This is a genomic window from Ornithinicoccus halotolerans, from assembly GCF_009602535.1.
GTDB lineage: Bacteria > Actinomycetota > Actinomycetes > Actinomycetales > Dermatophilaceae > Ornithinicoccus > Ornithinicoccus halotolerans.
The window spans coordinates 1-5,497 of sequence record NZ_WIQI01000144.1 but is presented as its reverse complement, the minus strand read 5'-3'; the positions used below and the strand labels follow the sequence as shown (position 1 = coordinate 5,497).

At 73.1% G+C, this 5,497-nt stretch carries 5 protein-coding genes; 2 read left to right on the top strand and 3 right to left on the bottom strand.

The window, feature by feature from the left end:
• Window positions 1-440 (top strand): DUF3516 domain-containing protein (locus GFJ45_RS14910; RefSeq protein ID WP_153398590.1); only part of this gene is annotated, 440 nt, incomplete at its 5' end.
• Window positions 441-566: 126 nt separating this feature from the next.
• Here the strand turns inward: GFJ45_RS14910 and GFJ45_RS14905 are convergent.
• Genes GFJ45_RS14905 through GFJ45_RS14895 form a run of 3 tightly spaced genes read right to left on the bottom strand, consistent with a single transcriptional unit; the run spans window position 567 to window position 3,776 of the window.
• On the bottom strand, window positions 567-1,517 hold the full coding sequence (locus GFJ45_RS14905) for a glycine betaine ABC transporter substrate-binding protein (RefSeq protein WP_153398594.1): 951 nt from the start codon (window positions 1,515-1,517) through the stop codon (window positions 567-569).
• 37 nt (window positions 1,518-1,554) lie between these two features.
• Window positions 1,555-2,499 carry an ABC transporter permease gene (locus tag GFJ45_RS14900; protein ID WP_228387114.1) on the bottom strand — a complete coding sequence of 315 codons (945 nt, stop codon included), beginning with the start codon at window positions 2,497-2,499 and terminating at the stop codon, window positions 1,555-1,557.
• Window positions 2,499-3,776, bottom strand: coding sequence for a quaternary amine ABC transporter ATP-binding protein (locus GFJ45_RS14895; RefSeq protein ID WP_153398588.1), 1,278 nt, complete (start codon window positions 3,774-3,776; stop codon window positions 2,499-2,501). Before GFJ45_RS14895 ends, GFJ45_RS14900 begins: the two co-directional genes overlap by 1 nt.
• A 369-nt stretch (window positions 3,777-4,145) precedes the next feature.
• On the opposite strand from GFJ45_RS14895, the gene GFJ45_RS14890 reads away from it, so the two are divergent.
• Window positions 4,146-5,497 (top strand): alpha-amylase family glycosyl hydrolase (locus GFJ45_RS14890; protein ID WP_267128870.1); only part of this gene is annotated, 1,352 nt, incomplete at its 3' end.

Genomic DNA, 5,497 nt, shown 5'->3' with positions numbered 1-5,497 from the left:
CGTTCCGGGTGATGGTGCGCAACGCGATGTTCCGCCGGGTCGAGCTGGCCGCCCGCGACGACGTCGACGGCCTGGCCGCGCTCGAGGCGGCCGTCGCGGCGCGCCCGGAACCGGCTCGCGAGCCGGTGCTGTCCGCCGACGACTGGGACGCCGCGCTCGAGGCCTACTACGACGAGCACGACGAGATCCGCACCGACGCCGACGCCCGCGGCCCGGCGCTGCTGGTCATCGAGGCCGGCCGCGGCCCGCAGCCGGGCGTGCGCACGGTGCCCGGGGTGCCCGACAGCGGCCCGGCCGAGGTGCGGCGGTGGCAGGTGCGGCAGACCATCGCCGACCCGGCCGGCCACCGCGACTGGGTGATCGAGGCGGTTTGCGACCTGGACGCCTCCGACGAGGTGGGCGAGCCGGTGCTGCTCGCGACCGCGATGCGCCGGCTGTAGCGGCCACGGCTGCCGCAGGGTCCCGGCCGAGCGGTCTGCCCAGTCCCGCACAGCACAGCGGGGCCGCCCCGAGGGGGGCGGCCCCGCTGCTACCGGCGTGTCAGGTGGGGAGCTGTGCCTGCTGGCTCAGCCCTCCAGGTCCGGCACGATGTCCGGGTTCTCCTCCAGCCAGGCCTCGACGCCCGCGGCCGGGTCGTCCTGGTTGTCGACGGCCACGGACTGCTCCAGCCCGCCGTACTCCTCGTCGGAGAGCTGGATCTCGCCGATCCACTCGGCGACCTCCGGGAACTCCTCGGAGAAGCCCTGGGTGCCCAGGAAGTGCAGCCCCTCGGACTCACCCAGCGCACCCTCCGGGTCCGCCAGGTCCTTCACCGGGTACTCGGAGTTGGCCCAGAACGGCCGCCACAGCGTGACGACGATGTCCTCCTCGGCCTGGGTGGCCTGCTCCAGCTCGGTGAGCATCGCCGTGGTCGACGACTCCACCAGCGTGTAGCCGGCCTCGTCCAGCCCGTAGGTCGGGATGACGCTCTCCTTGGTGACCTCGGTGAGGCCGGCGCCGGGCTCGATGCCGTAGATACGGCCGCCGAACATGTCCGTGTTCTCGGTGAGGTCGGCGATGGACTCGATCTCGGTGTACTCGGGCACCGCGAAGGTCAGCTTGGCCTCGTCGTAGTAGGTGCCGAGGTCCTCGATCTGGTCGCCGTACTGGTCCATGTACGAGGCGTGGGTCACCTCCGGCCACGCCGACGGGTAGATGTCGACGTCGCCCTGGGCCAGGCCGGTGTAGAGCAGGCCGGCCTCGCTGATCTCCTGGTGCTCGACCGTGTAGCCGGCCGCCTCCAGCTTGTTCTCCAGCAGGTAGGCGGTGCTCAGGCCGTCGGTCCAGGACGGGATGTAGCCGAGCGTGATCGTGCCGCCGCCCTCGCCGCCTGCCTCACCGGTCGTCTCCTCGGCGTCGCCTTCGCCGGAGCCGCCCTCGCCGCCGTTGCCGCCGTCGTCACTGCCGCAGGCGGTCAATGCCAGCCCGAGCGCCGCGGTCGCGGCGACGGCGGCACCCCGACGGGTTCTGGGTGTCATGGTGCGGTGGGTCCTCATGTGGTGTTCCTTCCCTCTCTCACGTGGTCGTCGAGCCTGCGGTCGCGGCGGCGGGCTGCCGGCTGGCAGTCTCCGCGCGCCGGCGCCGCAGTACGGCGCCCAGCGACCGGCCGGTGGGCTGGCCGATGGCGCCGGTGATGCGGTCCAGGTAGATGGCGAGGATGACGACCGCCAGCCCGGCCTCGAAGCCGAGGGCGACGTCGATCCGGGAGATCGAGGTGACGACCAGCTGGCCCAGCCCGCCGGCGCCGACCAGGCCGGCGATGACGGCCATCGACAGCGCCAGCATGATCACCTGGTTGACGCCGGCCATGATCGTCGGCAACCCCAGCGGGAGCTGGATGCCGCGCAGGATCTGCCCCGGCGTGCCGCCGAAGGCCTCGCCGGCCTCCACGGTCTCCTTGTCCACCTGCCGGATGCCCAGCTCGGTGAGCCGCACCCCCGGCGGCAGCGCGAAGACGACGGTCGCGAACACGCCGGGCACGACGCCGATGCTGAAGAAGATCACCACCGGCACCAGGTAGACGAAGGCGGGCATCGTCTGCATGAAGTCCAGCACCGGCTTGACGATCGTGCTGACCGTGTCGCTGCGGGCAGCCAGGATTCCGATCGGGATGGCGACGACGATCGCCGCCAGGGTGGCCACCAGCACCAGCCCGAGCGTCTGCATCGCCGGCTCCCACAGCTCCATGCTGGCGATGAGCAGGGTCCCGACCAGGGCGAACACCGCGAACCCCCAGGAGCGCACCAGCAGCGCCAGCAGGGTGAACAGCGCGATACCGAGCAGCATGGGCGGCGCCAGCAGCAGGTCGGTGAACAGCTCCACCAGGAACGACAGCATCGCGGTGAGGCCGTCCAGGAGGGCCTCCAGGTTCTGCTTGACCCAGGTGATGCCGTCCGCGACGACCTCACCGATCGGGATGCGGGGCAGGCCCGGCGGCATCGGTGTCGTCAGCGGGGTCATCAGCGCGCTCCTGCGGGGTCGAGGGGGGTCTCGCCGGCAGCGGTCGCGTCGGGTCTCTCCCCGGCGCCCCCGGTGCCGTCGGTGCCGTCGGGGCGGTCCTTCCCCGTGGGGGCGGACAGGGCGCTGAGCAGGGTGACCCGGGGGATGACGCCCTCCAGCCGGTCGTTCTCGCCGACCACGGCGATCGGCGCGCGGGTCGCTGCGGCGTGGTGGAACAGGGCTGCCAGCGGGGTGTCCGGCGTCACGCGCGGCACGCCCTCGGCGCTGACCGGCAGCCGGTCGGCCCCCTGCCGCACCGCCTCGGCCACGTCGTCCTCCCACACCAGGCCCTCGACCCGGCGCTCGCGGGTGACGACCAGCAGCGAGGAGGTCTGGTGCTCGCGCATCAGCTTGTGCGCGGCCTGCGGGCCGGCGTCCCGGCCGACCACCGCGACCGGCGGCTCCATGACGGTGCCGGCGCTGAGCACCCGGCTGCGGTCGACGCCCTCGACGAACTGGGCGACGTAGTTGTTGGCCGGCTCGTTGAGGATCTCCTCGGCGGTGCCGACCTGCACGATCCGGCCGTCGCGCATCATCGCGATCCGGTCCCCGAGGCGCATCGCCTCGTTGAGGTCGTGGGTGATGAACAGGATGGTCTTGTCGAGCTCGGCCTGCAGCTCCAGCAGCTGGTCCTGCATCTCCTTGCGAATGAGCGGGTCCAGCGCGCTGAACGCCTCGTCCATGAGCATCACCTCGGTGCCGGAGGCCAGTGCCCGGGCCAGGCCGACCCGCTGCCGCATCCCGCCGGAGAGCTCGGAGGGCATCGAGCCGCCCCACCCCTTGAGGCCCACCATCGCCAGCGCCTCCTCGGCGCGGCGCTCCCGCTCGTCGCGGGAGACGCCCTGCAGCTGCAGCGCGTAGGCGGCGTTCTCGCCGACGGTGCGGTGCGGCAGCAGCGCGAAGTGCTGGAAAACCATGCTCACCTTGCTGCGCCGCAGCTCCCGCAGCCCGGCCTTGGACAGGTGGGTGATGTCCTGGCCGTCCAGCTTGATGGTGCCGTCGGTCGGCTCCAGCAGCCCGTTCACCATCCGGATCAGCGTCGACTTGCCCGAGCCGGACAGCCCCATGACGACGAAGATCTCGCCCGGGGCCACGTCGAAGGTGGCCTCGATGACGGCCGGGGTCAGTCCCTCCCGCCGGAGGTCCGCGACCTCGGCTCCCTCGCGGAGCATGCGCACCCCGCGCTTGGGGCGGCGGCCGAAGATCTTGGTCAGGCCGGATGCCTCGATGGCTGGCACGGTTCTCCCTGGTCGGGGTCAGTTCGTTGGCTCAGGCACGGCTGAGACGGACGCACCGCCGGTCGCGGCGCCTGCCGGTGCACCACGCGGGCTCGACCCGACGGGGAGCCCGGCCCCGACCGCGGCAGCGCCGCCACCGCATCGAACACCGGGTGTCACACACGCCTCAGCAGTTCATTCAACCCTAAACAGACTTTCAGGCTCTGTCCAAGAACCCAGGGTAGCGGCCCGGTGCCACCTCGTGGGCGGCCCCCGGTGGCCGTGGTGCCGGAGGCGGCGCCGGCCCTCCCGGCGGGCCGGGGCGGGGCCGAGGGGGGAGGAGACGCGACGAGGCGACCAGCGGCGCCTGGGGTGGAAGACTGGGCGGCAATGAGTGCCACACCGATGACCAGCGCCGTCAGCCCCGCCCGCTCGGCCCGCCGCGACGGCCGGCCCACCGCCACCGGCACCTACCGGCTGCAGGTGCACCGGGACTACACCTTCGACGACGCCGCCGCCGAGGTGCCCTACCTCGGCAGGCTCGGCGTGTCCCACCTCTACCTGTCGCCGGTGCTCGCCTCGGTGCCCGGGTCGGCGCACGGCTACGACGTGCTCGACCACAGCCAGGTCGACGCCGAGCGCGGCGGCCGGGAGGGGCTGGAACGGCTCGCCACCGCCTGTCACCGGCACGGGCTGGGCCTGGTCGTGGACATCGTGCCCAACCACATGGCGCTGGTGGCGCCGCAGTGGCGCAACGCGGTCGTGTGGGAGGTCCTGGCCGGCGGCCGGCACGCCGCCCGGGCGCACTGGCTCGACGTCGACTGGACCGCCCTCGACGGCCAGCTCGGTCTGCCGGTGCTGGGCCACCCGGTGGCCGAGGAGCTGCGCGCCGGCGCCCTCGTGCTCGACACCGGCCGGCCCGACGAGGGACCGGCGGCGGGTGAGCCGGTGGTGCGCTACTACGACCACGTGCTCCCGGTGGCAGGGGCCACCACGCCGCAGGGCTGGGACGGGTCCCCGACCTCGGACGCCGCGACCGTCGCCGGGGTGCTGGCGCACCAGCACTACCGGCTGGCCGGCTGGCGGGAACGGGACCGGGTGCTCAACTACCGCCGCTTCTTCGAGGTCGACCAGCTCGTCGGCATCCGGGTGGAGGAGGCCGACGTGTTCGAGGCCACCCACCGGCTGCTGCTGGACCTGCACCACGGCGGCGTGATCGACGGCTTCCGGGTCGACCATCCCGACGGCCTGGCCGACCCGCAGGGCTACCTCGCCGAGCTGGCTCGGCACTGCCGCCCCGGCACCCCCATCTGGGTGGAGAAAATTCTCGAGGGGGAGGAACGGCTGCCCGACGCGTGGGACTGCGAGGGCACCACCGGCTACGACGCCAACGCCGCGCTGCAGGTCGCGCTGGTGCCGCCGGTGACCGTCACCGAGGTGGACCTGGCGTGGGAGCACGCCGGTGGCGAGCCCGTGCTGGGGGAGGTGGTCGCGGCCGCGAAGCGGGAGGCGGTCGGGAGGCTGCTGGTGCCCGAGGTGGACCGGCTGCTGCGCCGGGCCACCGAGGCGCTGCCCGACCACGACGAGGCCGCGCTGCGGAACGGCCTGCAGCAGCTGCTGGCGGCGGTGGACGCCTACCGCTGCTACGTGCGGCCCGGCCACGAGGCCGACCCGGACTCCCGGGCCCGGCTGGACGAGGCGATCGAGCAGGCCCTCGCAAATCGTGGCATCGCGCTGATCGA